Source organism: Brevibacterium sp. CT2-23B (assembly GCF_013168765.1).
Lineage (GTDB): Bacteria > Actinomycetota > Actinomycetes > Actinomycetales > Brevibacteriaceae > Brevibacterium > Brevibacterium sediminis.
This window is the reverse complement of the sequence record NZ_JABBYK010000005.1, coordinates 336,993-362,897: the sequence shown is the minus strand read 5'-3', so window position 1 is coordinate 362,897 and position 25,905 is coordinate 336,993. Positions and strand designations below refer to the sequence as shown.

The window sequence follows — 25,905 nt, the reverse complement described above, 5'->3', positions numbered from 1 at the left end:
AGGCAGCTCACCTGTCGACGACGATATCGGTCAGCGGGGTCGAGCAGCAGGGCAGGAACTTGCCCGCGGCGATCTCCTTCGGCCGGATGCCTCCGGCGTGCTTCATCTCGACCTCCCCGCTGATGAGCACAGACTTGCAGGTTCCGCACGCGCCTTCCGAGCAGGATGAGGGCACGGACAGTCCGGCGTCCAAAGCAGAATCGAGGACGGTCGTGGTCTCGTCACAATCGACTACGCGCCCGGAGACCGCGAACTCGACGAGGTGGCTCACTCCAGTGCCGCCGCCGACGCCGGCTCCGACAGCTTTGGCTCTCGCACCTGACTTGGCCAAACGGTCGGCAGGTGACGTAGCGAAGACGAACGACTCCTCATGCATTCGCGCCGACGCCACCCCCGCCTCGGCGAGCAGGGGCCGCACCGCCTCCATATACGGACCCGGCCCACATACGAAGGTTTCGCGGTCGGCCGCGTCGGGGACCACCTCGGCGAGGGTGGACGCATCGATCCGACCCCGCCGACCGGCCCAGGTCTCGGCCTCGGAATCCCGGGAGCACAGGATGGTGACGCTGACTCCGGCGACCTCGGCGAGCTGTTCGAGCTCGGCGCGGAAGATGATGTCGAGCGGCGACGAGGCGCTGTGGACGAACACGATGTCCGTGCCGAACCCTCCCTGTCTGGCCAGCAGGCTGCGCACCATCGACATGATCGGGGTGATTCCGGAGCCGGCGGAGAGGAAGAGGTGTCGTTCGGCCTGGTGGAAGCTCGTGCTGAACAGTCCATAGGGCCCGTCCACGTGCAGCTGATCGCCGACCCGCACGTTGTCGTGCAGATGGGCCGACACCTCTCCCCCGGGTACGCGCTTGACCGTGATGGTGAAGATGTTCGTGCCGAAGGGCGCCGAGGAGATCGAGTAGCAGCGTTCGAGGCCGAGCTCGGGGATGCGCATCGTCACGTACTGACCCGGCGCGAAGTCAACCGCGTTCATCCATCCCGCCCGCAGCTCGAAGGTCTTCACGTCGTGGGTCACCTGGGTGATGCCGGTGACCTCGACGGGGCCGGTGAGCAGTTCGGGATCGAGCTGCAGTTCGGCGAGCACGGGGCCAGCCGATTCTGCCGGCACCCGGTCGACCGGCGCGGCGAGCGCGGGCTCGACTGCCGTATCGAAGACCGGCGGGGCAGCGGCCGCGGTTGTGGGTCGACTGCCCCGAGTGGGCACTCGGAACGTCGCCTTGCCCACGGGCGCGGATGCAGCCTGGGCGAATGTCGAATGGCGGTACCTCATCGTCGCTCAGCTCCTTCCAACTGCACGGTCCGCTGTTCTCTATGGGCCTTGAGCCGTTCGATGTACCAGGTGACGAAGTCATCGACCTGCGATTCGGTGGGTGCGTAGGGACCGGGCACATATGCCGGCGACGAGATTCCCAGGTGCCCGCGTTCGCAGAAGGTCGCGTCCTGTTCGTTCGTCTTGAGCCACACCGTCGTGAGGTTGTCGAGCTCGTAGTCGACGCCCTCCTCCGCATCGGCGTGGACGAGCCAGGTCGTGCGCACCAGCGTCTTGTCCTCGGCGAGCGGCAGCAGGCTGAACGTCACCACGTGGTCGCCCATCGCGTGGAACCACATATTCGGCTGCACGTGCAGCGAGGCCCGGCCCAGTGCGAAGGTGTCGAGGTCACCCAACAATTTCGCCGAGGCGGCCGATCCGTCCATCGTGTACGACTCGCCCTGTCCGTCGAGAGCTGCCCGTTCGATCCGGAATCCGGTGGGCCGTCCGCTCAGCTCCTCGACGAGGGCATAGGGCAAGCCGTTGCGGTCGCAGTCGGCATGCAGCTGATCCTCTGCGTCGAGGTACCGCTGGTACGCCGGCTGCAGGCGTTTGGGAATCTCGTCTGGTTCGTAGCCGTAGGTGGGGAAGAACGTGCACGTCAGCTCCGGGTGGCCGGCTTCGCAGTGGTAGCACTCACGGTTGTTCTCCATGACGAGCTTCCAGTTCGAGTCCTCGATGAGGTCACTCTGCGCGGCCACCTTCGTCCCGGCGATGTCATGCCCGGTCAGATAGGGCTCGATGACCTCGGCCACCTCGTCGATATCGTCGGGCGGAGTCGGGCTGAGACAGATGAAGATGAGCCCGCCGATGACGCGGAGGTTCACCGAACGCAGAGAGAAGCAGCTCCGGTCGAAGCCGGGAGCTTGAACGCCTGCAGAGATGAGCTCTCCGGCAGGGGTGTAGGTCCATTGGTGGTAGCCGCACACGATGTTGCCCACCGATCCGGACAGGTCATTGAGCAAGCGAGTCCCCCGGTGACGGCAGACATTGTGGTGGGCACGGATCTCACCGTCGTCATCGCGGATGACGATGACGGAGTAGGCTCCGATGTCGACCGTGAGATAGTCACCGGGCTCGGGCACTTCGGCAGCAGAGGCAACGAAGATCCAGGTCGAGGCGAAGATCGCCTCGATATCGCGGGAGAAGAACTCCGGGCTGATGTAGAACGGCGCCGCCAGCGAATAGCCGGGCACACGTTCGTCGATGAGCCGGTCGATATCGGTCCTGCCGTGCCCGCCCGATCCGGCAGCCGCACCCGACCCAGCGGGTCCGCTCGTGCTGGAATCGGTCCGCTTCTGCTCTGGCGCCAGAGTCAATTCGTCCACCACCTCGTCGTGTCTCGGCCGCGCCTGCTGTCGGCCCCTTCGCCGACCGCGACCGTGGAGTTCGTGCTCCTGCCCCCAGTGTCCGCCAGAGGTTTGCTGAAGAAAAGCGAATCTTCTTCATCCGAAACGTGCAATACTATTGCATGATCGATCCGCGTCTCCACGTCCTTCGGGTCCTTGCCGAAGTCGGCACTCTCACCGAGGCGGCACACCGCCTCGGATACACCCCTTCGGCCGTATCCCACCAGCTCAGAGGCCTGTCGAAAGATCTCGGCGTGCGCATCGTCGAACCGCGCGGTCGCGGACTCGTCCTCACCCGCGCCGGTCAGCTCCTCCTCGAGCGCTCTCAGGAGCTCTTCACCAGGTGGGAGGAGATCCGAGGCGAGCTCGACGGCCTTGGCACCAGTCGAGATACGCGCACCAGACGGCTGCGACTGTGCGGCTTCTCCACTGCCGCGGCCGCCCTGCTTCCACCGACAGCCCTGACGGTAATGGAGCGATTCCCGAGCGCCGAGGTCACGATCATCGAAGCCGACCCCGAGGAGTGCTTCGACCTTCTCATCTCCGACCATGCCGACGTCGCCGTGGTCGTGGCCACCGACCCGCTGCCGCCGCGCAGCGATCCCCGCTTCGAGCAGTCGGCACTGTTCAGCGATCGCCTCGATCTGCTGGTTCCCGTCGGACACCGCCTGGCAGAGAAGTCAGCTGTGGCGTTGAGCGAGGCCGCCGAGGAGTCCTGGATCCTCGACCGGGCGGGTTCGCCGTATCACCGTCTGGTGCGCACGGCGTGTGCGGCTGCCGGTTTCCAACCGGAACAGGCCCATCAGTCTCGGGAGTGGGAGACGGGTGCGTCGTTGGTCTCGGCGGGACTCGGGGTCGCGCTCATTCCTCGCCTGGCACGCCTGCCGGACGGCTTCGATGTGGTGCGCGTGCCGCTGCGCGGTGATCCGGTGCCGTCACGGAAGATCCTCTCGGGCATCCGCCGCGGTTCGGGCGCTCAGCCGATCATCGCCTCGGCGTTGGAGGTCCTCCGGGAGTCTGCTGAAACGGCGGCCCACCAGGAGGCCTGACCATCCGGACCTGCGGTCGCATTCGACGCCGCTTCCGCGCGACGACGGTGGTGAGGACGATCCCGGCGATCAGCACCAGAACAGAAACCACGGCCACAACGAAACCGGTGATGAAGAAGCCGGAGGCGAAATCGTCGAAGGCGTCGACGTTGCCGCCGCCTCCGAGGAGGAACAGGAACATCGGGATGACGAGGATGCACAGTCCCACCCCGAGACCGAGGACTCCGGCGATGATGAGGAGGATTCCCGGCACCACGGACGGTTTCTTCGCAGGCACACCTCCCGGCGGAAACCCACCGGGCTGGATCATCTGCGGGTGATGCGTCATCCGGGCCTCCTTCCTCTCCCCCGATCCTATCGGGGACTCGAAACCGCGCCATGACCTGCGCGTAGAGTTGAAGCACATACTTCGAAAGACGGGCACCACGATGGACGATATGACCGCCGATGATCGGTCCAACCAGGTCGACAACGAAACTCGGACTTCCGCACCCGAGGACACGGCCGCCTCGGTGAGAGGTGGGACGCTCAAACGGACGATCGGCCTGAGCGAGCTCGTCTTCTTCGGACTCGTCTTCATCGGTCCCGCGGCCGCAGTCGGCGTATTCGGCACCCTCGATGCCCGCTCGGGCGGGGCCGTGGCACTCGTCTACATCGTCGCGACGATCGTCATGGCCTTCACCGCGGTCAGCTATATGCGCATGTCACGGGAGGTTCCCCGCGCGGGCACGGTGTTCGCCTACGCCTCGGCGGGAATCGGAAAACCGGCCGGTTTCGTCGCCGGCTGGATGATCCTCCTCGACTATCTCTTCATCCCCTCGGTCGCCTATCTGTTCACCGGGATCGCTCTGAACTCGATCTTCCCCGCACTGCCCGTCTGGGTGTTCGTGGCCGTGGCCGTCATCCTCACCACCGGGCTCAATCTCGCCGGGGTCAAGGTCGCCTCCCGCGTGATCACCGGGGTCGTCCTCGCCGAGGTGGCCGTCCTCGCTCTGGTCCTCGTCCTCGGCATCGCCTACCTCGTCCAGCATGGGCCGACGCGGGGATGGTTGACCCCGCTGACCGGGGTCGATGCGTTCTCCGTGACAGCGGTGCTCGCTGCCGTGTCCGTGGCTGTCCTGTCGTATCTCGGCTTCGATTCGCTCGCGACATTCTCCGAGGAGGCCAAGGGCGGGCCGCGGATCGTCGGCCGTGCCACGCTGATCTGCCTCGTGCTCGCAGGTGTCTTCTTCGTCGCGCAGACCTGGGTAGGCAGTCTGCTCTCACCGTTGACTCCGGCGGACCTGCAGGCCGATCCCGCGCTCGAGGGAGCCGCCTACTACGACGCCGTCGACTCGACTCTCGGCCCGTGGCTGCACTGGCTGCTCGCCTTGGCCAAGGCCGTGGGCGCGGCGTTCTCCGCGATGATCGGTCAGGCCGCAGGCTCCCGCATCCTCATGGACATGGGACGATCCCGTCAGGTGCCGAAATTCCTCGCCGAGGTGGCCCCGAAGACCGGTGTTCCGTGGAAGGGAATCCTCGTGGCCGCCGGCGGCAATGTGATCGTGGCCGGGTGGGCGGCGACCCGTGCCGATGGTCTCGACCAGCTGACCTCGATCGTCAACGTCGGGGCGCTGACGGCGTTCATCTTCCTTCAGGCCTCGGTGGTCGGATACTTCCTCGTGAAGAAGCAGGGCAGCGAGACTCCCAACTGGTTCAACCACGGCGTCATTCCGGTCATCGGCGCCGGTCTGCTCATCGCAGTGCTCGTCAGCGCAAACCCGCTGGCCCTGGTCATCGGGGCGGTCTGGCTCGTCATCGGCATTGCCGTGTTCGCGGTGAACAACCGGCGGCTCGCCCACGTCTGAGCCGGTCCGGCGGCCCATCATTCAGCCGCCGGTTGCGGGTGTGACCGGACGGACCGGCTCGGGAGTCTCAGTCCTGCAGGCGGGTCGTTCCTTCGTGGCCGCCGGAGGTGTTGAGCTGTTTGGCGTAGCAGCTGTCGGGGCCGAGTCCGTGCGATGAGCACCACGACAGGGCGTCCTCGGGGTCGTCGTAGCCGATGCCGACGACGGTGACCCAGAAATTGTCTTCCTTGAAGCTGCCGAAGTCGCCCGACCAGATGAGCTTCACGCGGGGGAACTCTTCGCGCAGCCCTTCGAATTCTTCGAGGATCGCTTCTTCGTCCCAGGTCTTCCCCTCGGCTTCGAGGCCGACCTTCTTCGAACTCAGCTGCGGCACCCATTTGCCGTTGAGTTCGCTCTTCGCTGTCTGTCCGTCGGAGTCGGCGAGCTGTTTGAGTGCCTTCTTCGGGTCGTCGGGAAGAGCCGATTCGGTCTCGGTGGGTTCGGGTGAATTGCTGGCCGCAGCCGAACCGTCATCGCTGGCGGCGTTCGTCGGCTCATCGGTGGAGGCGACATTGGCGGGGTCCTCGGAGTCCTTCGAGAAGAACGTCGCCGCGCCCCATCCGATGCCCCCTGCGAGGACGATGCCGACGACGACGAGGAGCGCGATCATCCCGCTGCGCTTCTTCTGCGCCGGCGGTCCGGCCTGCTGATACGGTCCCGGACCGTAGCCGTAGGGCTGCTGGTGTGCGGGCTGTCCGTTGCGATGAAGCGGGCCGCTCTGCGAGTGCGGGGTCTGGATATAGGGGCGCTGCGGCTGAGGTGACTGAGGAGGCGGCGGAGGTGTGCCCCATCCATTGCCCGACTGAGGCCCTGACTGCGGACTCGGCGGGGGTCCCGGCTGGGATCCGGGCTGCGAGGACCATTGGCTTCCCGACCGGTCGTTGACGTCCCATTCGTTCTCATCCCCACGCCCGGGAGGGTTCGTACTCATCCGTCACTCCAGATCGATCACGCCGTATTTCAGAAAAAGTCCCAATATAGAACTTCTCTTGCATTAACAGCCTAATATAAGTTGTGAACTACACATGCTTGATCTGCTCAGTTGATTGTTTAGATGTGAATGACATTGCGGAGCTGCCGGGCAACTGCACTTGAGGACTGGGTATGCACGACGAATCCGACGAGACGACACCGACTGCCGCCGAGGATCCGAAGGATCAGACCGCCGAGGACCAGGAGAGTCCCGAAGACGAGGTTCCGGACGCCGCCGAGACCTCGGAAGATCCTGCAGCTCAGGACGATGAGGCCACCGAGGAGACCGCTCGCTGGGCGCCGCCGGAAGACGGCACGCCCACCACCGAGCAGACAGTCGACCCGTACCAACAAGACCCCTACCAGCAGGCGCCCAATCTGCAGGCGCCCTACCAGCAAGGGCCCTACCCGCAGGGCTCGGGTCCCTACCAGTCCGGTCCTGTGCCCTACCTCGCACCACCGGGCTACCCGGCGAATGCCCCGAAGTCGAAATTCGCCTCGGCGCTGGCTAAGGGAGCGACGTGGAAAACGGCCCTGATCCCGCCGGGGATCGCCCTCCTCGGCGGCATCATCGTCTCCATCATCCTCACCGTCATCCTCACGTCGATGTCGGAATTCGACTCGCTGACCGAGGAGACCGGCCTCAACCTCGACAGCCTCAACTACGCCCTGCCGTTCATCCTCATGGCGCTGTCGCTGTTCGGTTCGGCGGCGTTGCGCTTGGACATCAACGCCCCTGACACCTTCAACGCCCAACTGGGCATCTTCACCACCGGCGCACCCCTGGTGGTCACCATCGTCACCGTGGGTCTGCTGTGGTGGATGACGAAATTGAGCGAACGCCGCTCCCCCGCACCCAACCGAGTGTCCACGTGGATCCGCATCGGGGTCGCGACCCTGGCGATGACGCTCGTGCTCTTCCTCCTCCAGGTCATCTTCGCCGCTCGCGCCTCCGCCTTCGAAGAGGAAGGATCGTTCACCTTCACCTTCTCGGCAGTTACCGCCCGATCGTTCTTCCTGCCGATGCTCGTCATCCTCATCACGAGCATCGCCGGTCGTGTCGCCGGACATTTCAAGGGCACCGAGGCGATCGGTGCACCGTTCCTGCGCTGGGCTGTTCCGCCTCTGCTGGTGACCTGGATCCACCTCGCCCTCACCGTGGCCGTGTTCTCGATCGTCGCGCTCTTCGTCCTGCCGCTGTCAGTCGAGATGCCGGGTCAGCTGGTGCCGCTGACGTTCGTCAACATGGGCCTCATCCTCACGTCGCTGACCCACCTCGGCGGAATCAGCGCCACCGCCCAGGGGGACCTGGGCGCCTATTCGGACACCTTCTCCGAGAACCTCACCCTGTTCAGCCGCGAGGCACCCGGGCTGCTGTGGCTGGGTCTGCTCGTCGTCGTGGCCGCCGTGCTGATCGCAACGATCGTCGCCACCGTCACCCGGCGTCCGGCCTGGACCGTGATCGAGCAGGACAAGCAGCAGTGGTCGAGCGCGTGGAAGCTGCCTGTGGCGTTCTGCCTCGTCTGGGGTCTGCTGTCGCTGTTGGCCATCCCCGCGAACCTGTCGATGTCCGGATCCGCCGAGGCGGCCATGTTCTTCGGCGGTTCCGGTGCGGCCCGTGCGGGGATCGGCCCCCTTGCCTGGACGTTCCTCATCTTCGCCCTCTGGGGCGGGATCATCGAGGTGCTTTCGCGCACCCTCGGCCCGCGACTCGCCCTCACCTTCCCGGCCGTGGCGCGGATCGCCGCCGGACGGACCGTGCACCCGCACTGGGGACCATACCTTGGCATGAGCGAACCGCAGTTCGCGTTCATCCATCCCGATCTGGCTCGAGCCGCCGCCCCGACGCCACCGCCTGTTGCTCCCGGCCCCGGCGAAGTCGGACCGCACGCCCCTGGCGGGTTCGGACCGCAGGGACCTGTCGGCCATCAGGGGCCGCCCGCATCGCCGAATGCGTTCGACTCGCAGGGCCAGCCGCCCCATCTCCAGCAGGGTCCGCAGCAGTTCTCTGGTCCGGTCGGTCCGCAGCAGCATCCGACCCCGTCCGACCAGCAGCCTTATGCCTACCCGCAGGGTGTCGCCGACCAGCCGGCCTATTCGACGCCGCAGGGCTCAGCCGGGCAGCAGTCAAACTCGGCTCCGCAGGGAATGTATGCGCCGCAGCCGTACGCGGGCCCGGCCAAGCCCTTCGACAAGAAGAAGACGACGCTCGTATCGGTCGTCGCCGGTGGTGCCGTCCTCCTCCTTGTGGCCGCACTCATCGTCGTCACCCAGCTCAACGGGCACATGTTCGGTCCCGAGGCGACGGTGGAGAAGTACTTCTCGGAGCTCTCCGACGGTGACGCCGAGGGTGCCCTCGAGGTCGCCGACGTCGACGTTCCGCAGGAGTCACGGTCCCTTTTGACCAACGATGTCCTCGGCGGCTCCAAGGCACGGCCCGACGATGTCACCGTCGAGGATGCCGAGATCTCCGGAGACACGGCGACGGTCGCGGTCACCTACGACGTCGGCGGCTCCAAGGGCGACAGCACGCTGACCCTGCACAAAGCCGGAAAGAAGGCGCTGTTCTTCGACGACTGGACGCTCAAGAGTCCCGACCTGCTCACTCTCACTGTCGACACCCCCGGCCTCAAAAAGGTCAAGGTCAATGGGATCGACGTCGACAGCGACGGGTCGACACTGTCCCTGCCGGCCTTCCCCGGTCTCTACACGATCGACCTGGCCGAGAAGTCCGATCTCATCACCGCAGACGCAGTCGAGGTGCGGGCGTTCCTCGGCGATGACGCGAACATGGAGGGTGAGGACACGCCGCTGCTCGCCGCCCATCCCTCGGACGCGTTCCGCAGCGAGGTCGACAAGCAGGTCAAGACCCTCATCGACAGCTGCGCGAAGAAGACGGTCGCCCAGCCCGACGGGTGCCCGTTCGGATCCTCGCTGGCCGACAGCTATGACGCCACCGGCCTCACCTGGTCGATCTCGTCGTATCCGACGGTGACCGTCGCCGATGACTCCATGGGTGCCGACCAGTATTCGAACCCCGAGGACGCGACCGGTCCGAACGGCGGTCCGGCGTGGCTGATCTCCTCCGACACCTCCGGTGAGGCGCTCGTGACCGGCAGCTATGACATGTTCGACGAGTCCGAACCCTTCGATGACACCGTGACCTTCGACCTCAACGGCACGGCCGAGATCGTCGACGGCAAGATCGTCATCACCGTCAACGACGACCCATGGGACTGGTGACCGAGGCAGCGTGACCCGGCCCGGGGCACGCCGTTCAGTCGACGAAGATCGCCGAGGCGGGGCTGCTGATCCGTTCGACGAGTCCCAGTCCTTCGTCGACGTAGGCAGCGCGTTCGTCGCCGGGGACCATCGCCCCACCGGTGAGCCACACGAGGTGGACGCCGGTCGCGGACCGAGCCGCCGCGTCGCCCATCCGCCACGGAATGGTCAGCCCGGCGGTAGCGGAGGGTTCGACATCGATGTCTTCGGTCTCATGGAGCACCCCGACTCCCGCGCGGATGACCTCGTCGGGGACGGCGGCGAAGCCGGAGATGAACGGCCCGATCATCGGTCCGATGAAGCGTGAGGGGCGGGCGACCGCCAGCCCGTCGGCCGCGGTGGCTCCGGACAGCCCGATGTCCTGAACGGAGATGCCGCTGTGCCGATCGGAGCGCACGCCGAGGAACATCGCCGGTGCCTGGTTCGGTTCGACGAAGACGCAGCGCACGGCAGTGCCGAAGACCCGTTTGAGCCCGAAGGTCACTCCCCCGGGGCCGCCTCCGATTCCGCACGGCAGGTAGACGGTGAGCGGATTCTGTTCGTCGATGGTCACACCTGCGGCCGCGAACTGGCGCTCCAGCCGCAGGGCAGCCACCGAATATCCGGCGAAGAGGCTCTTCGAGTCCTCGTCGTCGACGAAGTGCGTGTTTTCGGAGGTCTCGGCCGAGGCACGGCCGGCCTCGACGGCTTCGACGAAGTCACCGGCGTGTTCGATGACGTCGACCCCGTGGTCGCGCAGCTTCGTCTTCTTCCATTCCCGGGCGTCGGCGGACATATGCACCGAGGCGGCAAAGCCGAGGCGAGCGCTCAGAATCCCGATCGACAGCCCGAGGTTGCCCGTCGAGCCCACGACGATGCGGTTGTTCGCGGCGATCTCACGAAACTCAAGAGTCGAATAGGTGGCGGGATCAAGAGCGTCGAGTCCGTGCTCGGCGGCGACCGCCTCGGCGAATTCGAGCACCTCGTGGAAGCCGCCGCGGGCCTTGATCGACCCGCTCACCGGCAGGGAGTCGTCGCGTTTGAGCCACAGCCGTCCGCCCAGCTCGGATCCGAACAGACCGTCGAGGCGGTGCTGCGCCGCAGGCGCCGGAACCAGAGCCGATTCGATCATTCCGCCGCTGACGTCTGGAAACGCCGATGCGAGCTCGGCCGGAACGGTCGCCGTCTCCGGGAAGGTCTCTGCGAACCAGGGGGCGAAGCGGTCGAACCGGGCCGCCGCGAAATCCATCAAGTCGCCGAGGTCGGGCAGGGCCGCCTCGGTGCCCGTGGAGCGGAGCCATGTGGTCGGGGCACCCGATGCGAGGGATCGGATGATCTCGTCGGTGCTGAGTTCGTCAGGCAGGTCGGTCATGCACCGATCGTAGCCCGGCGGGGTGCGGGCCTCAGCTCTTGACGATCTTCTTCGCGGATTCGAGGACGTCGCCGAGTTCGTTCAGCCAATTCGCGTAGCCGTCATAGGTGTAAGCGCGTTTGTCGTCCCAGGTGCCGAGCTGGTCCTCCTTGACTGCGGGCAGGCTCTTGTACACCGGGTTGTCTTCGTAGTCGGTCGAGGCGTCGTGGACGAGGACGACGTCGGCCGGGTAGTCCGACATCTTCTCCCAGGAGACTTCTGCCCAACTGCTCTCTCCCGTGGCATCGGGGCCGACGAGGGTGAGCCCGTCCTCGTTGAGCATCTCGGCGATGCCCAAGGAATTCGAGGTGTAGTTGATCTCCGCGGTGAAGTTCGCCAGCAGCACTGTCAGCTGGTCCTGCTTCTTCGCCACGCTGCGGATGCGTGCCCGAGCGTCGTCGAAGGCCTTCCGCTTGTCCGCGATGGCGCCGGTGTCCGTGTCCTTGCCCAGCGCCTCGGCGATGGCCGCGTACTGAGCGAACATCGCGTCGGGGCCCTTCCCGCCGAGTTTGACCGGGACGAACGGCACGAGCTCGCTGACCTGACCTTTCACCTTCTCGTCCCACCAGGTCCACCCGTCGCCGGCCTCATTGCCGTAGGCGACGAGGATGTCCGGCTCGGCAACCGCGAGGGCCTCGATATCGAGTTCCATATCGGTGCCGACGACCTCGACTCCTTCCGAGTCGAAGGACTTGCCCGGGGACTCGTTCTGTCCGAACCCGAAGACCGCGACCGGTGTGATTCCGTACTGCGCGAGTCCGGCTGCCGAATAGAAGTCCGCGGCGATGCGCTTCGCCGGGCGGTCGAGTTTGATCGTCAGCCCGTCATAGCCTTCGGGCGAATACGTGAAGTTCGGGACGTTGCCCGCAGCGCCGGAAGCGCCGTCACCCGCATCGCCATCGGCTTCGCCGCGGCAGCCGACGAGGGCGAACGGGGCGAGAACGGACAGGGCAAGGAGCTGACGACGACGCATCGAGAGCCTTTCGGTGGGCGTCCCCGCAGGGACGGAACTGGTGCGCCTGTAGTGACGCCGGGACCACCGTAGCACTATTTGGAAAGGCTAGCCTTACTAAATTAGAGTAGAGTAGCGTTGCGGATGTTGACATATCCACGACAGCTGCACACACGAACACAACGCGTCCCCGCGGGGACGCCCTCACGGCCACATGGTCCTGGGGATGCGAAGGAGAATCAGTGTCACGAGCCCCCATCGGTGCCTTCGAAGCAGAGGTCCTCGCCGTCGAAGACCTCAGCCCGTCCTTCCGCCGGGTGACTTTCGGGGGTGCGGGACTCGAGGAATTCGGCCCGAACACCCACCCTCGTGATCTGCGGATCAAACTCGTCATCCCTCCTCAGCGTGCCGCTTCGCCGCAGTTCGATCTGCCGGCATTCCTCACCGAGCAGGAAGCCGCTGGAGTGTCTTGGTACCAGGCCTGGCTGCAGGTCAGCCCCGAGGTGCGCGGCGCAATGCGCACCTACACCGTGCGCGAATGGGACGATGCCGAGCGCAGACTCGTCATCGACATGGTGCTCCACACCGATGAGGTCGGACACTCGGGTCCTGCCGCGCGGTGGGCCGAAGCGGCCGAGGTCGGGCACTCCCTCCACATCATCGGACCCTCCCGGGACTACGACGGCCCCTACGGCGGGATCGAATTCGCCCCCGGTGACGCCCACCAGATCCTGCTCGCCGGCGACGAGACCGCTGTGCCCGCCATCGCCTCGATCCTCGATTCGCTCAAGAACACCTCCGCGCAGGGCAAGGCCGTCCTCGAGGTCCCGAGCGCCGAGGACATGATCGACATCACCGCTCCCACCGGCTTCGAGATCGAATGGCTGCCACGCGGGGAGGCCGACTTCGGTCAGCTCCTCGAACCTGCCGTCCGCGAGGCGGTGCGGTCGGAGACCCGGATCCCCGTCGGAGCCGGAGCGGCAGGGTCGGCCGGCGGGCCGGATGGTCAGGTCCGGGAACTCGACGATGTCAACATCGACGAAGAGATCCTCTGGGACGTTCCCGCGGCCCTCACCGAGGCGGCTCAAGGCAGTTCGAGTGCGACGGAGAAGGATGACCGCCCCTTCTATGCCTGGATCGCCGGAGAGGCCGGACCGGTCAAGCGCCTGCGCCGCTACCTTGTGCAGGAAGTCGGGGTCGACCGCAAGCAGATCGCGTTCATGGGCTACTGGCGTCAGGGCAAGGCCGAGGGCTGAGCCCTCAGGCCCAGCTCGACCGAGCCTTCAGACTCTGCCTGACTGAACTCTCAGACCTTGCCGGGCTGAGCCGGCTACCGTCGCAGAGCTCCGATGATCTGCGGCCCGATCGCGGCAGCCGCCCCGGCCAGGCAGAGCACACCGCCCACTGCGGCCAGCGGAGGCGGGACCTCTCCGAGAACGATCCAGGCCATCACGACGACTATCGCGGGGACGAGGAGACTCGAAGAGCTGAGCAGACCTGCCGGCAGAGATTTCAGCGCATATCCCCAGAGGTTGAAGGCGATAGCGGTCGGTACGACTCCCAGGTAGATGATCTGCAGCGTCATCTCGATGGGTGCCGTGGCCACCTCGTCAATGAGGCCAGGGGCGAAGACGAGACTGACGAGTGCGCCGATGAGGATTCCCATCCAGGTCACGGTCACCGAGTCCTCTCCGGACAGGAAGTGCTTCTGCAGCAGCACGCAGGCGGCGTAGAGCACTGCGGCGACGAGACTGAGGACGAGACCGCCGACGGTGAAGAAGCCGGTGAAGCTGGCTGCCGTGATCAGCCCGATTCCGAGCAGAGAGACGATGATGCCGATGAGCAGGCGCTTCGGCAGCCCTTCTCCGAAGACGAGGCCGGCGAAGACGGCGATGATCAGCGGTGCGATATTGACGATCATCGAGGCGGTTCCGGCATCAATCGACCGTTCCGCAGCGTTGAGGACGACGACGTAGGCAGAGAACCAGGCGACTCCCCACAGGACGAGAATCAGCCAGACGACCTTGCCGGAGGGGAATCGGGGGCGGCGGAAGAGCATCCACACGGAGAGCACCACAGCCGCGGACGCGCCGCGCAGCAGCGCCATCGGACCAGGTGAGAAGAACTCGCCGGCATCGCGGATGACGACGAATGATGACGCCCAGAACGTCATGGTGAGCAGGGCAGCGATCCAGGGCAGGACGCGGGGCGCTGTCATCTGGCGAGGATTCGGACTCGCGACTCGAGGGCTGAGGGCTGATCTGTTCATAGGAACGATTATTCGTCGCATGATCGTGAAAGAAAAGCGCACACTATTGCACAACTGTCCGTGATGTGCGTACAGTTCGACTGTGTACAACGTTGCCCACCTGAAGTCGTTCAAATCGGTCGCACTCACCGGGTCCGTCCGGTCCGCCGCACAGCATCTCAGTCTCTCTCCGTCTGCAGTCAGCCATCACCTCAAAACTCTCGAACAGGAGACCGGTCTGACTCTGTTTCAGCGACAGGGACGCGGCCTGTGCCTGACCGACACCGGTTCAGCGATCATGTCCGACGTCGACTCCGTGCTCGAGAGCTCGGGGCGATTGGGCCAACGCATCTCGGACCTGCATGAGAATCGGATCGGACGCCTGTCGATCGGGTACTTCGGCACGGCCGGCACCCAGTGGATGCCCGAACTCGTGTCCTACCTCGAGAACCGCCATCCCGATGTCGCCGTGCAGCTCAACCTGGCAGAAGGTCCCTGGACCGAATTCCACTCCGATGTCCAGGTCGTGATCGCAGATTCCGAGGATCCCGTGTTCCCATCGCAAGTGGAGAGCCACTTCCTCACCGAGGATCCGTATGTGGTCGCAGTGCCCGACGATCACCCCCTGGCCTCGCGTCCGGAGGTCAGCCTCGACGAGCTGGAGAATCATCCTTGGATCGACAACGACACCGGAGACGGTCCGTGCCGGACGATCCTCTTCGACGCCTGCGCACGCGCAGGGGTGGCGGTGCACTTCAAGCACGAGGCTCACAGCTTCGCCACGGCCCTGCACATGGTCAGTCGGGGCTTGGGTCTGACGATTCTCCCGCGGCTCGGTGTCGAACCCCTGCCTCCCGGGGTGGCCATCATCCGGCTGACAGCGCCCGAACCGATCCGTTTCATCCACGCGATCAGCGATCCGGGCCACCCGCAGCAGGAACTCATCGAGGATGCGGTCACAGCCCTGCGCGAGCTCGCCACCGGCTGACGATGGAAAGACCGCCGGCCTCCTGCTTCGAGGGTGCGCCTCGGCAGCTCATGGGCCCTCTGCTGGCGGTCCGACTGCGTTCAGATCTCGGCGAGCATCTTCCCCGGGTTGAGGATGCCCAGCGGGTCGAGCGCGTTCTTCACGGCCAGCTGGATCCGTCGTGATCCTTCGTCGAGTTCGTTCGGCAGCCAAGCATGCTTGAGGAACCCGACCCCGTGTTCGCCGGTGATCGTGCCGCCGAGTTCGAGGCCGATGCGCATAATCTCAGCGAACACACCTTCGGCCTTCGCCGTCTCGGCCGCATCGCCGGAGTCGAAGAACACCGATGGGTGCATATTTCCGTCGCCGGCGTGCGCGACGAGGGCGATCTCGAGTCCGGATGATGACCGCAGCTCGGCCAGACGGTCACAGAATTCGGGCACGGCGGTGCGCGGCAGGCAGACATCGTCGAGCAGCTGACCGCCGCCGTGAGCGTTGGCGAATTTCTCGTAGGCCGGCTGGATCATCCGCCGTGCCGTGATGAGAGCCGCGGAATCGCTCGGGTCGTCGGAGTAAGCGACGTCAAGGGCACCGCAGCGCTGGGCCACCTCGGTGAAGGTCGACATCGCGGCCTCCGCATCGGTCGGGTTGTCGTCGACCTGCATGATGAGCATCGAACCGGCACCGTCGTCGAGGCCGAAGTCGCCGTAGTCGTTGAGCATGCGCAGGCTGGCCCCGTCGAGGAATTCGAACAGGCTCGGCACTCCGCCGCCGGCCATGAAGTCGGCGACGGTCTGCAGTCCGCTGCGCTCATCCGGGAAAGTCGCGATCGCGGTGAACGGCTCGGGCAGGGCGGGCACGAGGCGCAGCGTCGCTTCGACGACGATGCCCAGGGTGCCTTCGGAGCCGATGAAGAGATGACGCATATCGAGTCCGGCCACGCCCTTGGCCGTCTGCGGGCCGAGCGTGGTGATGGTCCCGTCGGCGAGTACGACTTTGAGTGAGCGCACGTAGTCCCTGGTCACACCGTATTTCACGCAGCAGAGTCCGCCGGCATTCGTTGCGATGTTCCCACCGATCGATGACAGTGCCACCGATCCGGGATCCGGCGGGTAGGACAGTCCGAACGGGGCGAGGTGGTCCTTGAGGTCCTGGTTGATGATGCCCGGTTGAACGGTGACGAGACGTTCGGCCTCGTTGACGGCCACGACGTCCTTCATCTTCGACACGTTGAGCAGGATCGCTCCCGGTGAGGCGTTCGCGCCTCCCGAGATCCCGGATCTCGCCCCCTGCGGGACGACCGGCACCCGGTGTGCGCTGGCGAAGGCCATGACCTCTTGGACGTCTTCCGCCGAGGCGGCCCTGACCAGGGCGATCGCCCCCTCGCGCGGGCAGAACAGGGCTTCATCGCTGGAGTGGGCGTCGATGACGTCCGGGTCAGTCGTCAGCGCACCCGGACTCAGCTTCGCTGTGAGGTCATCGAGTGCCACCGGGTCGAGGGCGGGGAAGTCGGGTGCGGTGGACGTCGGGGTCGTCAATTCTGCTCCTCGGATCGGTCGGGCGAAGGCGGACGGCGGGCCGTTACTTCATCACGTCCAGGTTATCGGGAGCGGGTGCGGCCCGGAGGATGAGGGTGACGATGCCGGCGGCGACCATGGCCGCGCCGACGACCCACATGCCGGCATTCTGGGTTCCGGTGAGATCGGCCAGCCAACCGGTGATGTAGGGGGCGAAGAAGCCCGCGGAGTTGCCGAGCGAGTTGATGAGCGCGAGTCCCGCGGCGGCACCGGCACCGGCGAGGAAGGTCTGCGGCAGCGGCCAGAAGGTCGGCAGGGCGGCGCAGATCGCCATGCAGGTGATCGTCACGGCGATCATCGTGGTGAACGGCGAGGACAGGTAGAGGGCGATGGGGATCGCCACACCGCCGACGAACAGCGGGATGGCCACGTGCCACACACGCTCACCCGTGCGATCGCCGTGCCGGGACCAGAAATACATGGCCAGGGCACCGAAGACATAGGGGATGGCCGTGATGAGACCGATCTCGACGATCGAGTACTCGACGCCGAAGGACTCCTGGAAGCCGGCGATGATCGTCGGGAGGAAGAAGCTCATGGCGTAGAGGCCGTAGACCATGCCGAAGTAGACGAAGGACAGGGCCCAGACGCGGGGCTGGAGAAGGGAGCGGCGGACCGGGTAGTGGAAGGTCTCTTCCTTGCTCTTCTCCTCGGCGTCCATCGTCGACTGCAGCCAGTTGCGCTCTTCAGCGCTCAGCCACTTCGCGTCCCGCGGGCGGTCGGTGAGGTAGAAGATGCACATGATGCCCAGGAGAACGGCGGGCACGCCTTCGATGATGAACATGAAGCGCCAGCCGGCGAAGTTCTCGAAGATCGAGTTGCCGCTGGAGATCAGCCACGACGACAGGGGCGAACCCACGACGCTGGAGAGCGGGATGGCGAGCATGAACAGAGCCGTGGCCCGCGCGCGCATCGAGGTCGGGAACCAGTACGTGAGGTAGAGAATGATGCCCGGGAAGAATCCCGCCTCGGCGACTCCGAGAAGGAACCGCAGCACGTAGAGCCAGCCGTGGTTGGGCACGAATGCCATGGCCGCGGCGACGATGCCCCAGCTGATGAGGATGCGGGCGAGCCAGATGCGGGCGCCGAACTTGTGCAGAGCGAGGTTCGAGGGCACTTCGAGGATGAGGTAGCCGAAGAAGAAGATGCCTGCGGCGAACCCGAACTGGGTCGCGTTCATCGCGAGGTCTTCGTTCATTCCGCCCGGTCCGGCGATGCCGATGTTCGTCCGATCGAGGTAGTTGATGAAGTACATCGCGATGACGAACGGGATGAGACGGATGAGGACCTTGCGCAGGGTCCTCTTCTCCAGTGCCGAATCGGCGGGGGTCTGTCCGCTGGTCGGCGGGCTCACCTCGGATGACATGGGATCTCCTTCGATCAGGTCGGGCCACGGTGGTGGCGCGGGGATGCGCCGCGAACATGGTCGTCGGCGCATGATGGCAACACATTACGACAGCGCGGGCGGCTGACCTAGCGTTCGCAGCAAAAGTACCGAATACCGGGACGGGGACTTCAATCGGCTCGTTCAAGCCGGCGCCCGGATGTCGAACCGTGCTCGACTCGACATCCGCGTTCCGCCTTGAACGACGTTTCGGTTGCCCGCTCGCCGTCGGGCAACTGGTCAGTACGATGAAGTCACTGAGGCGCGGATACCATTGCGAGGAGGGCGACATGCAGCCGATGACGGAACTCGAAGCCGAGACTCTACGCGACTACTACGGCAAGTTCGCCCGCCTCGAAGCGGCCGGCACCTCCCCGATCTACACCGCATGGGCCGAGGGAGTGGCCGCGGATGACGAGATTCTCTCGCTCCTGCTCGAACTGCCCCGACCGAAGCGCCAGGCCAATCTGCTCTTCGGCGCAGCCCGCCACCTCGGCGCCGGCGAAGGCTCCTATGCTGACCTGCGTGCATGGCTGCTTGATCACTGGGCGAAGGTGCGCGAGCTCATGCTCGCCCGGTCGACCCAGACGAATGAGGCGGGTCGCTGCGCGACGCTCCTTCCAGCACTCGCACGGGTTGCAGGACCGCTTGCGCTCATCGAAGTCGGCGCCTCAGCGGGGCTCTGCCTCTACCCTGACCGGTACAGCTACAGGTTCACCGTCACCGAGGCGGCCGGGTCGTCCGGTTCAGATTCCGCGAAGTCGACGACGCTCGACCCTGCGGACGGTCCGAGCCCGGTCGGGCTCGAATGCGAACTGACGAACACTGCCGTGCCAAACCGTCTCCCCGAGGTCGCGTGGCGGGCCGGAATCGATCTCAATCCTCTCGATATCACCGATGCTGACCAGCGGGAATGGCTGACTTCGCTGATCTGGCCGGAGCATGAGTCGAGACGGGAGCGCCTCCTCGCCGCTGCCTCGGTCGCGGCCGCCGATCCCCCGCACCTCGTCCGCGGCGACCTGCTCGACACCGTCGAAATCCTACTTGCCGAGGTACCAGCCGGGACCCAACCGATCGTCTTCCACAGTGCGGTGCTGGCCTATGTCGACGCCGAGGCGCGTGCCCGCTTCGCTTCGCTCATGCAATCGCGCGACGACGTCGTGTGGATCAGCAATGAGGGCGCCGGCGTTCTGCCTGACACTCGCGCTCAGCTCGAGACAATCGGGATCGAGCCCGATGGGCGATTCGTGCTCAGCGTCGACGGCCAAGCTGTCGCTCTGACCGGACCGCACGGGCAGAGCTATGTCGGCATCGCGGTGATCCCCTGATGCGCCGACCAGCTCGGAATCGGGGCCGTGCTCAAGCAGTCGACGCCCCCAGGAGGCTCGTTCAAGGCAGAGCGCAGACGTCGACCCGTGCGCCTTTCGAGGACTGAGTTGCGCCTTGATCGAGGCTGGGTCGAAGAGCGAAGCCTTGAACGAAGCGTCGACAGCGAGGCAGCGAGGCAGCGAACAGCGGCGGACAGTGCCCACCGAGGGAGACGTCTAAGAGCTTGCTGGCGTCCACCCGAGCTTCGGGCCGATCTCAGTGGCAAGTTGGTGGAGGATGTGCTTCCAGTCATCGAGTTCGAACTCGAACGGAAGTTCGAAGAGATAGTCATCCGAAGCCTGGAAAGCCGGGTTGGACAGCAGGTAGTCGACGATCTCCTCGGTCGAGCCGAGCAGGTCCGGTGCGATGATCGTGTTCTTCCCGTGGACCTGCTTCGTCCGCGGAGTCCGCTCCTCTGCGTACTTCCGGTACTTGGCCGCCTGTACCGGACTCGCGCTATCGGTTGGAACGATCACGCGTGCCAGGCTCACTCGTCCATTCTCACCAGAGAGCGATTCGCGGTAAGTCTCGATCTGGTTGACCTGGTTGAGAGAGAAGTCCTCGATCCCGTCCTCTGCCGAGGTGATGTTGCTCATCAGCCAGTTCAGTCCAGCCTCGCCCGACCAGGTGGCCGAGCGCAGCGATCCCCCTCCGTACCAGAGGCGATCGCTCAGTCCGGACGCATGCGGTTCTACCCGTTCGGAATCGATGTCCCCGCCGAAGCCTTTGTACTCGGGCTTCTCCCGTACCGATCCTCCCGCGAGGAGATCACGCAGACGCTCGATGCGCGCGTAGCTGTAGTCTTCACCGCGCCATCCCTCACCATGGACGATGTCATTGACCTCCTCGGCGAATGCGGGCGGATGCACGCTCAATCCAGCCAGAACCCGGCCTCCGGAGAGGACATCGGCAACGGCGAGATCCTCGGCCAGTCGAAACGGATTCTCATGACCGACGGGGATCACCGCACTGCCCAGCCTGATCCGCTGCGTGTGCTGGGCTAAAGCAGCGAAGTACACTGCCGGCGACGGCAGACCGGACTGCATGTGCCGAGTTCGGACCCATCCGCTGTCGAGCCCGAGCTCCTCGGCGAAGCGGAACAGTTCGATACCCTCGGCCAGGCCGCGACCAGGATCATCGCGATCGAAGGGAACGAGGTGGATGAACCCGAGATGGCCGACTCGGTCATTTGTCGACGCGCTCACGGTGCCTCTCTTCTGATGCCTTGAAGGCATCGTCCGACGATGGTTGAATGCTTGACTTCTATCAGCTCCGCCTGAGAACTCTAGCCAGGCTCGTCACACTCGGCCCTCGAAGTGATCGCGGGGCGTCGTTCAAGCCGCAGCGCGGATGTCGAACTGTGCACCTTTCGACAAGTGCGCGCCGCCTTGAACGACGGAGCTTGGTTTCGAAAAGCGAGGGCCGCTATGAACGATGCGGCCGTGGTCGCCCGATGACTCCCAGATCGCGAAATCACGCCCAACCGACGACGAGGCGGGCCGCCTCGGCGGGGATCATCGGATCGACTCCCGTGAGGTCAGCAAAGCGGCGCAGACGATTGGCCACAGTATTGCGATGGCAGAACAGCTGCGCGGCAGACGCACCGATGCTCCCCGAAGCGAGATAGACCTGCACCGCCTCGATGAGGCGCTCCCGCTCAACCGGACCACAGGCGGCCAGCGCGGACTCGACATCGGCGAGGATCGGATTGCCGGCGGCATTGAGCGACCGTGCGGCCAACCGCGCCCATCCACTGCGCCATGTCATCGCAGTCGTCTCATCAGCGGCGATGACATCGGCGAGGTCACGCGCGGTCAGCGCCGACCGCCGCAGGGTGCCGATCCCGTCGGCGCGGACATACCCCACCCTGGCCTCGGCGATCTTGCCGGCGAGCGCCCCCAACGAATGGCCGGTTCCGCCCCCGACCGGAGTGGAAGCATGGCCCGCACCGCCCGGAATCTGCGTGAACGCAATGAGAACCTCGCCGAGGTGGTGCGTGAACATGGTCCCGCCCGCGCGGGCATGATCGGAGATGATCACCCGCAGCGCCCGGACGTCGTCCCCGGTGGCGGCGATGACGAGCAGCGGAGAGTCGACATCGAGACCGAGCCCGGTCGCGATTCTCGACAGGCGCTCCGCAGTCGGGTCGGGGTCGTCGAAGAGGCTTGCGATGAGGCCCGCATGCACCGAATCCTCTTCCGCCCGCATCCGCGTGCGCTCGGCGGTATAGGCCTGTTGGACCTGAGAGACGTATTCGTCGACGGTGGATAAGACGATGCCGGTGTGCCGGATGACGAGTTCGGCATCCTCCTGATTCGCCACACGGGTGAGCACCTCCCAGAGCACATTGAAGTCGTGGCGGATCGCGGTCATCAGCGCCTCGAGCGGAATTCCGGCCCGTGCCCGGGAGACCCCGACCTCCGTCGACACCGCCACTGGCCCATCGAAACCGCCGGCGCGCAGTCCCTCGATGAGGGTGGAGAAGGAGAGCCGACCGGTCCGCCGCAGCTCCGAGACCGGAATCGGTGCGGGATCGTAGCCGGAGACCGTGACGACGCGGGTCATGAACCGATCGGTCAGCTCGTCGAGATCGAGAGCGTCGAGGAGCTCGAGCCAGCGACGTTCGTCTCCGGGCTCCGGACGGTCCCGAAGCTGTCGTGTGCCCGCAATTCCAACCTGTTCATCCATCACACACTCCAGAATATGTGCATCTGCACAAGCACTGCCCACTTTTCGGCGACAAATGTGCCTGGATCAGGACATGTGGCACTCTGTAAGGTCGATACCTGCCGGTCGATCGCAACGATCGACCGATGCACCACCCGCACCCGGACTCGGCCGACCAGGCCCAGGTCCCCGGACTCGACGGAGAGAATCCATGAGCGAGCAGAACACCACGGCGTCCGCCGAGCTCAATGCCACAACGGAACTGAGCATCAAGGACGCGAACAAGGTCGCCGCCGGCGCCCTGATCGGCACCGCCCTCGAGTGGTACGACTTCTTCCTCTTCTCGGCAGCGGCCGCCCTGGTCTTCAACGTCCAGTACTTCACCAGCGAGAACGCCACGGCCGCCGCCATGGCCTCCTTCGCCACCTTCGGCGTCGGGCTGGCCGCTCGTCCCATCGGCGGTCTGATCTTCGGCCGCATGGGCGACAAGATCGGGCGCCGCAAGGTCCTGCTCATCACGATCATCGGCATCGGCGTCGTCACCGGACTCATCGGCCTCCTGCCGACCTATGCTGCGATCGGCTTCGCCGCCCCCGCCCTGCTCGTGCTCCTGCGCATCCTCCAGGGTCTCTTCGTCGGCGGCGAATGGTCGGGCGCGATGACCCTCGTCGTCGAGAACGCCCCGCTCCACCTGCGTGCCCGTTATGCAGCGATCCCGCAGATCGGCTCCCCGATCGGCACAATCCTGTCCTCCGGCGGCTTCTTCATCATGACCCTGGTGTTCTCACAGGACAGCTTCGACTCGTTCGGCTGGAGGATCCCATTCCTCGTGGCCCTGCCGCTGCTCGTCGTCGCCGTCTACCTCCGCTCCCGCCTCGAGGAGTCCCCGGTCTTCCGTCAGCTCGAAGAGTCCGGCGAGGTCGAGAAGAGCCCTATCCGCACCACCTTCCGTGACTCGTGGAAGCAGATCATCATCGGAATGGCAGCCGCCCTGCTCGGAGTCGGCGGCTTCTACCTCGTCACCGCATTCTGCGTCTGGTACGGCGTCAACGTCCTCGGCTACGACGATTCGCTCCTCCTGCTCGGCAGCATGGTCGCCGCCGCCGTCGAGATCCTCGCCCTCCTTTGGGGCGGTGCCCTGGGCACGAAGTTCGGAGCCTCGAAGGTCATCCTCTGGGGCGGTGTCGCCTCGGCGGTGGTCGCCGTTCCTGCATTCTTCATGTTCGAGTCCGGCAATCCGGTCCTCGTCGTCATCGCCATGACCCTGGCCGTGTCCACTCTGTCCCTGCCCTACGCGGCATCGGGCACCGTGCTCACCGGACTGTTCCCCGCCACCACTCGCTACACGGGTGTGGGCATGGCGCAGAACGCCGCAGGCATGCTCTCCGGGTTCATCCCGCTGCTGGCCACGAGCTTCGTCGCCTCCGCCGGAGACCACTGGTGGCCGGCCGCCGCAATGCTCGTCTTCCTCTCCCTGTTCACGGCGTTCGCCGGCTTTGTCGCTCCTCGGATGAGCGTCGACCTCCCCGGCTTCAAACACTGAGAACCGCACAGCGCTGAGAACCCAGCGCAGCACCGGGCCGGGAGCCCCGGACCTCACACCGTTCGATCGTCGAAAGGACACCCATACCATGTCGCGTTCCGCCGGCCACCTCATCGTCGACACCCTGGAGAGCGCGGGCATCGAGCGCGTCTACGCGGTCCCCGGTGAGTCCTACCTCGACGTCCTCGACGGACTGTATGACGCGAAGATCGAGACCGTCGTGTGCCGGCAGGAGGGCGGTGCGGGGTTCATGGCGCTGGCCGAATCCCGGCTGACCGGCCGTCCCGGAATCGCCATGGTCACCCGCGGTCCGGGGGCGGCGAATGCGATGATCGCTGTCCACACCGCCTGGCAGGATGCAACCGCGCTCGTCCTGTTCGTCGGCCTCGTCCCCCTCAACGATCGCTCCCGCGAATCCTTCCAGGAGTTCAGCCTGCCCGAGTGGTTCTCCTCGACGGCGAAGCGCGTGCTCACCATCGATGATGAGGACCGTGCCGGTGAGATCACCGCCGATGCCCTGCACATCGCCGCATCCGGTCGCCCCGGGCCCGTCGTCGTCGGCCTGCCCGAGGATGTCCTCGTCCGTCTCACCGAGGCCCCGACTCCGACCCTCCCCGAGGTGGCCCCACCGACCCCTGCCCCCGCCGTCATCGATGGCTTGGCTTCGCGGATCGCGGCGGCGAAGCGTCCCGCATTCGTGCTCGGCGGGGATGGGTGGCACAACGGCTGCGGAGTCGAGCTGGCCGGTCTGGCCGCCTCGGCGGGGGTGCCGATCTTCTGCGATTGGCGCGCCTACGATGCGATTCCGCATTCCTCACCGGCGTGGGCGGGTTGGCTCGGCTACGGTCGTGCCGATGCTGTGGCGGCCGGTTTCGCCGAGGCGGACCTCGTCATCTTCGTCGGCTGCACCCGCTCCGATGTCTTAAGCGACGGCTACACGATCGGCTTCGACGCCGAGACCGTTCTCGTCTCCCTCGATATGGAGGCCACCCAGCACGCAGGGCGCATCGATGAGCACATCATCGCCTCCCCAGACTCCTTCACTCGCGCCCTGACCAGGACCGATGCCGCTGATGCTCGGGATGCGAACCAGCTGCGCGGTGACCGGACGGATGAGTGGATGCAGGGACGCGCGGACGCGCAGTCCCGGTTCGCCGCTCACCGCCCCGACGCCGAGGCGGCACCGGAGAATCCGGGCCGCGCCGGGGTCGATCTCGGGGTGGCGTTCGGGATTCTCGATGACCGCCTCGGAGGGGAGGCGATCCTCACCTACGGGGCGGGCAATGCGACGATCTGGGGGCACCGGTTCATCCGGCATGAGCGCCCGTCCAGCCTCGTCGGAGCCCGCAACGGGGCGATGGGTCTCGCCGTTCCCGCCGCGGTGGCCGCTTCTCTGGCGTACCCGGAGCGGCGTGCGGTCGCGGTCTGCGGCGATGGGGACTTCCTCATGAACGGTCAGGAGATCGCCACGGCCTTCGCCCACGGCGGATCACCGCTCATCATCGTCGTCGACAACGGCGTGTACGGCACGATCGTGTCTCACCAGGAGAATCACTATCCGGGACGGCCCTCGGGCACGCGCATGGTCAATCCGAACTTCGCGGCGTGGATGTCGGCATTCGATCTCAGCAGTTCCGGGGCCGCCTCGGCGAGCAAAGCGTCCATGAACGGCGACGGGGCCTCCGTAACCGGGCCGACCGGGCACGGGGAACGCGTCGAAACGACCGAGGAATTCGGGCCGGCGCTCGACCGGGCCCTTGCCCACGACGGGCCCGCCCTCATCCATGTGCTCATCGATCCGGCGACGATGCCGCCGGCCGCCGACGAAACCGCCTGATCCATCCTGGGTGCCCACCCGGCACCACCGACCTGACACCGGCACCGCCGGCGCCGCACACCTCCCCCGCACAGTCGCAACCCACCCGCCCGCGAGGCCTCTCGAAAGGACCC

19 protein-coding genes are annotated in these 25,905 nt (G+C 65.8%); 8 read left to right on the top strand and 11 right to left on the bottom strand.

Features of this window, described 5'->3' with window-relative positions:
- Positions 1 to 7: 7 nt before the first annotated feature.
- Both HIM68_RS14565 and HIM68_RS14560 read right to left on the bottom strand, forming a co-directional pair.
- Positions 8 to 1,282, bottom strand: a complete 1,275-nt coding sequence (locus HIM68_RS14565; RefSeq protein WP_172173367.1) for a hybrid-cluster NAD(P)-dependent oxidoreductase — start codon at positions 1,280 to 1,282, stop codon at positions 8 to 10.
- The gene (locus HIM68_RS14560) at positions 1,279 to 2,652 is read right to left on the bottom strand and encodes an SRPBCC family protein (protein ID WP_367647551.1); all 1,374 of its coding nucleotides are present in this window, start codon (positions 2,650 to 2,652) and stop codon (positions 1,279 to 1,281) included. Before HIM68_RS14560 ends, HIM68_RS14565 begins: the two co-directional genes overlap by 4 nt.
- A 140-nt stretch (positions 2,653 to 2,792) precedes the next feature.
- Here HIM68_RS14560 and HIM68_RS14555 point away from each other — a divergent pair, with 140 nt between their 5' ends.
- The gene (locus tag HIM68_RS14555; protein WP_172173364.1) at positions 2,793 to 3,719 is read left to right on the top strand and encodes a LysR family transcriptional regulator; all 927 of its coding nucleotides are present in this window, start codon (positions 2,793 to 2,795) and stop codon (positions 3,717 to 3,719) included.
- Here the strand turns inward: HIM68_RS14555 and HIM68_RS14550 are convergent.
- Complete coding sequence (locus HIM68_RS14550; RefSeq protein WP_139467532.1) at positions 3,655 to 4,047, bottom strand: hypothetical protein; 393 nt, start codon at positions 4,045 to 4,047, stop codon at positions 3,655 to 3,657. The genes HIM68_RS14555 and HIM68_RS14550 overlap by 65 nt on opposite strands.
- Before the next feature lie 100 nt (positions 4,048 to 4,147).
- Here HIM68_RS14550 and HIM68_RS14545 point away from each other — a divergent pair, with 100 nt between their 5' ends.
- Positions 4,148 to 5,566 carry an APC family permease gene (locus HIM68_RS14545; RefSeq protein ID WP_253903976.1) on the top strand — a complete coding sequence of 473 codons (1,419 nt, stop codon included), beginning with the start codon at positions 4,148 to 4,150 and terminating at the stop codon, positions 5,564 to 5,566.
- A gap of 67 nt (positions 5,567 to 5,633) precedes the next feature.
- Here HIM68_RS14545 and HIM68_RS19065 read toward each other — a convergent pair whose 3' ends face one another.
- Complete coding sequence (locus HIM68_RS19065; RefSeq protein ID WP_253903975.1) at positions 5,634 to 6,536, bottom strand: hypothetical protein; 903 nt, start codon at positions 6,534 to 6,536, stop codon at positions 5,634 to 5,636.
- A gap of 173 nt (positions 6,537 to 6,709) precedes the next feature.
- Between HIM68_RS19065 and HIM68_RS14535 the strand changes: the two genes are divergently transcribed.
- Positions 6,710 to 9,820, top strand: a complete 3,111-nt coding sequence (locus HIM68_RS14535) for a hypothetical protein (RefSeq protein WP_253903974.1) — start codon at positions 6,710 to 6,712, stop codon at positions 9,818 to 9,820.
- Between the two features lie 34 nt (positions 9,821 to 9,854).
- Here HIM68_RS14535 and HIM68_RS14530 read toward each other — a convergent pair whose 3' ends face one another.
- Both HIM68_RS14530 and HIM68_RS14525 read right to left on the bottom strand, forming a co-directional pair.
- On the bottom strand, positions 9,855 to 11,210 hold the full coding sequence (locus HIM68_RS14530; protein ID WP_172173361.1) for a D-serine ammonia-lyase: 1,356 nt from the start codon (positions 11,208 to 11,210) through the stop codon (positions 9,855 to 9,857).
- A gap of 31 nt (positions 11,211 to 11,241) precedes the next feature.
- Positions 11,242 to 12,222 (bottom strand): ABC transporter substrate-binding protein, encoded by a 981-nt coding sequence (locus HIM68_RS14525; protein ID WP_172173358.1) that lies wholly within the window; start codon positions 12,220 to 12,222, stop codon positions 11,242 to 11,244.
- Between the two features lie 221 nt (positions 12,223 to 12,443).
- Between HIM68_RS14525 and HIM68_RS14520 the strand changes: the two genes are divergently transcribed.
- A complete protein-coding gene (locus tag HIM68_RS14520; protein WP_172173355.1) occupies positions 12,444 to 13,457 on the top strand; it encodes a siderophore-interacting protein in 1,014 nt (337 codons plus the stop codon).
- A 74-nt stretch (positions 13,458 to 13,531) separates the two neighbouring features.
- On the opposite strand, the gene HIM68_RS14515 is transcribed toward HIM68_RS14520, so the two are convergent.
- The gene (locus HIM68_RS14515; RefSeq protein ID WP_172173353.1) at positions 13,532 to 14,419 is read right to left on the bottom strand and encodes a DMT family transporter; all 888 of its coding nucleotides are present in this window, start codon (positions 14,417 to 14,419) and stop codon (positions 13,532 to 13,534) included.
- A 133-nt stretch (positions 14,420 to 14,552) separates the two neighbouring features.
- On the opposite strand from HIM68_RS14515, the gene HIM68_RS14510 reads away from it, so the two are divergent.
- Positions 14,553 to 15,437: a LysR family transcriptional regulator gene (locus HIM68_RS14510; RefSeq protein ID WP_172173350.1), complete on the top strand. Its 885-nt coding sequence runs from the start codon at positions 14,553 to 14,555 to the stop codon at positions 15,435 to 15,437.
- 80 nt (positions 15,438 to 15,517) lie between these two features.
- Here the strand turns inward: HIM68_RS14510 and HIM68_RS14505 are convergent, their stop codons facing one another.
- Both HIM68_RS14505 and HIM68_RS14500 read right to left on the bottom strand, forming a co-directional pair.
- Positions 15,518 to 16,954, bottom strand: a complete 1,437-nt coding sequence (locus HIM68_RS14505) for an FAD-binding oxidoreductase (protein ID WP_216657155.1) — start codon at positions 16,952 to 16,954, stop codon at positions 15,518 to 15,520.
- 43 nt (positions 16,955 to 16,997) lie between these two features.
- On the bottom strand, positions 16,998 to 18,359 hold the full coding sequence (locus HIM68_RS14500; protein ID WP_172173347.1) for an MFS transporter: 1,362 nt from the start codon (positions 18,357 to 18,359) through the stop codon (positions 16,998 to 17,000).
- Between the two features lie 308 nt (positions 18,360 to 18,667).
- Here HIM68_RS14500 and HIM68_RS14495 point away from each other — a divergent pair, with 308 nt between their 5' ends.
- Positions 18,668 to 19,705: a DUF2332 domain-containing protein gene (locus tag HIM68_RS14495; RefSeq protein ID WP_172173344.1), complete on the top strand. Its 1,038-nt coding sequence runs from the start codon at positions 18,668 to 18,670 to the stop codon at positions 19,703 to 19,705.
- A 216-nt stretch (positions 19,706 to 19,921) separates the two neighbouring features.
- On the opposite strand, the gene HIM68_RS14490 is transcribed toward HIM68_RS14495, so the two are convergent.
- Both HIM68_RS14490 and HIM68_RS14485 read right to left on the bottom strand, forming a co-directional pair.
- Positions 19,922 to 20,950, bottom strand: a complete 1,029-nt coding sequence (locus HIM68_RS14490; protein WP_172173341.1) for an LLM class flavin-dependent oxidoreductase — start codon at positions 20,948 to 20,950, stop codon at positions 19,922 to 19,924.
- A 268-nt stretch (positions 20,951 to 21,218) separates the two neighbouring features.
- Positions 21,219 to 22,433, bottom strand: coding sequence for a helix-turn-helix domain-containing protein (locus HIM68_RS14485; protein WP_172173338.1), 1,215 nt, complete (start codon positions 22,431 to 22,433; stop codon positions 21,219 to 21,221).
- Positions 22,434 to 22,623: 190 nt separating this feature from the next.
- Here HIM68_RS14485 and HIM68_RS14480 point away from each other — a divergent pair, with 190 nt between their 5' ends.
- Positions 22,624 to 23,955: an MFS transporter gene (locus HIM68_RS14480; protein ID WP_172173335.1), complete on the top strand. Its 1,332-nt coding sequence runs from the start codon at positions 22,624 to 22,626 to the stop codon at positions 23,953 to 23,955.
- Positions 23,956 to 24,043: 88 nt separating this feature from the next.
- On the top strand, positions 24,044 to 25,792 hold the full coding sequence (locus HIM68_RS14475; protein ID WP_172173332.1) for a thiamine pyrophosphate-dependent enzyme: 1,749 nt from the start codon (positions 24,044 to 24,046) through the stop codon (positions 25,790 to 25,792).
- Positions 25,793 to 25,905 lie beyond the last annotated feature (113 nt).